Here is a 2,389-nt window from a genome sequence, read left to right on the forward strand (position 1 = left end):
TGTTACGGCTCGGGCTATTTGAGTTTGGGCGGGGGGTATTTGTCTCGCGTTCGTCCAGGGCGATTTCCTGAATTTCAGCGTGAGCATCGTGCGATGCGGTGGACATGAGATAGGCCGGTACTCCTCTGTTATCGTGAGACGGCTCTCACACCAGCCCACGAACGCAGAACAGCCCGGCCTATGCTTCGGATCGTACATTCCTTTCTCACGCTCGAACAGCATCTTCGCTCCATCGTCACCACGCCCCAGTCCTATCATCCCGGCCGCTGCCCGCACTGCGGCCGCACGTGCCTGTGGGCGCACGGCTTCTATGAACGCAAGGCCGACCGAAGCGTCACCGGCGCGCTCAATCCGGTGCCCGTGCCACGCTATTGCTGTGCCGCCTGCCGACGTACCTGTTCGCGCCTGCCGCTGTGCATCTGCCCGCTGCGCTGGTACGGCTGGGCGTTGCAGCAACTCGTGCTCTGCCTGATCCTCTCTGGCCTGTCGCTGCGCCGCATCGCAGCCCTGGTCGGCATCGATCGCCACACCGTGCGCCGCTGGTGGCGATGGCTCATGCGCTGCAGTGAGGACTTTGCCTTCGCCCTGCGAAGCCGCTTGCCCGAACTGGGCCGCGCAGCCGACACGGCGACCTTCTGGCGCCCCTGCTTCGCGCTCATGTCGCTGTCGCGTGCGATGGCCTGGCTTGATCTGGATGGCCTCGATGTCCCGTGATCGGCTGAACGCAATTCCACACGAGACGCACTGCCGGACGCGGTAACGGGCAACCCACAGGGTCTGCCCACTGCCGCCTGCACGGCATCAGGCGTTTCATGAGGTCTCTTCCACTTCAACGGAGACTTCATGAACGACATCGACCCCGTGGCGCTGTTCCGGCTGTCCGTGCTCGGCCCCATCGTGAGCCGCGAGCGACTCGAACGCGGCGAGCTGCTACAGCTGTTGCGTCAGCTCGCCCTCAAGGAGTACGCGATCCCGGGCTCGCGCCGGCGTCACATCAGCGAGCGCACGTTGCAGACGTGGTACTACGCCTGGCGACGCGAAGGCATCGCAGGGCTCGCCATCCGGCCGCGCACCGACACGGGTCGCTCGAAGCTGCCCGAGGTCGTGCAGGCTGCGGTGCTCGCCGCCAAACGCGAGAACCCCAGCCGCTCGGTGCGCCAGATCCGGCTGTTGCTGGAGGCCACCGGCATCGTGGCGCGCGGCACACTCTCACGCTGCGCCGTGCACCGCCTGCTCAAGTCTCACGACCTCTCGCGTATCGCCAGCCCTACAGTCGTTGCCCAGGAGAAGCGCAGCTTCGTGGCCGAGTACGCTGGCTCCATCTGGTACGGTGACGTCATGCACGGCCCGACGTTCTCGTTTGGCGGGGCGCGCCGCAAGACCTATCTCGTCTCGCTCATGGACGATGCCTCGCGCCTCGTTGCACACAGCGCCTTCTGTCTGTCCGAGACGGCCCTCGAGATCGAGGGCGTGCTCAAGCAGGCGCTCTTGCGTCGCGGAATTCCAAAGATGCTCGTCGTCGATAACGGCGCGGCCTATCGCGCCGCGAGCCTGCAGACCATCTGCGCAGACCTGGGCGTGCGTCTCGTGCATTGCCAGCCTTACCAGCCCACAAGCAAGGGCAAGCTCGAACGCTGGCACCGTACCGTACGCGAGCAGTTCCTCTCCGAACTGGACACCACACACATCCGCGAGCTGACTGACCTGAACGCGCGGCTGTGGGCGTGGCTCGAACAGGTCTACCACTGCGAGCCACACAGCGCGCTGGGCGAGAACGTGACGCCGCTCTCGCGCTACCGGCAGGACCTGCCGCGCATCCGCGCGCTCGGCTCGCTTGCCCCCAGGCTCGATGAGCTGTTCCTGCACCGCGTCGAGCGACGCGTGCGCCGCGACGGCACCGTCTCGTACGAAGGCGCCGTCTTCGAGGTGCCCTATGAACTCAGCGGCCACTACGTCGTGCTCGTCGTCGATCCGCACGCCGGTACGGTCGTGCGTGTCCAGAGCAGGCAGGGCGCTCCACTGGGCGCGGCCACCGCGCTTGATGCGCTGGCCAACAGCCGGCGCCGGCGCAGCAGGACGCCCGCCGTTGCCGCGACTGCAGCGCCCGCTGCCACAGCCAACCTCATCGAACTCGTCCATCAACATCATTACCGTCGCGAGGACTGACACATGTACCGCCAACACTTCGGCCTGCGTTGCGCGCCGCTGGACACCGACGGCACCGATCTGTGGGACGATGGCGCGCTCGCGCGCCTGTCCGAACGCTTCCAGTGGCTGCTCGACAGCCCCGGCATCGGCCTGCTCACCGGGGAGCCCGGCGTGGGCAAGACCGCCATGCTGCGCCACCTCACGCGCAACCTCAATCCGCACCGCTACCAGACCATCTATC

Annotated in this window: 3 protein-coding genes; all 3 read left to right on the top strand. The window is 66.4% G+C overall.

What is annotated here, in order from left to right; all coding sequences use genetic code 11:
• Positions 1–180 precede the first annotated feature (180 nt).
• A complete protein-coding gene (locus V8683_RS31235) occupies positions 181–714 on the top strand; it encodes a DUF6431 domain-containing protein (protein ID WP_411188275.1) in 534 nt (177 codons plus the stop codon).
• Positions 715–843: 129 nt separating this feature from the next.
• Positions 844–2,166, top strand: coding sequence for a DDE-type integrase/transposase/recombinase (locus tag V8683_RS31240; RefSeq protein ID WP_411188276.1), 1,323 nt, complete (start codon positions 844–846; stop codon positions 2,164–2,166).
• Positions 2,167–2,169: 3 nt separating this feature from the next.
• Positions 2,170–2,389, top strand: a 220-nt coding sequence (locus V8683_RS31245) for an AAA family ATPase (protein ID WP_462880745.1), incomplete at its 3' end; no start/stop codon positions are given.

This window comes from Paraburkholderia sp. AV2 (genome assembly GCF_054968425.1).

What these genes read in the sequence shown, in the direction of transcription:
- V8683_RS31235 (WP_411188275.1), top strand. Translation starts at nt 181, where the DNA reads ATGCTTCGGATCGTACATTCCTTTCTCACGCTCGAACAGCATCTTCGC.
- V8683_RS31240 (WP_411188276.1), top strand. Translation starts at nt 844, where the DNA reads ATGAACGACATCGACCCCGTGGCGCTGTTCCGGCTGTCCGTGCTCGGC.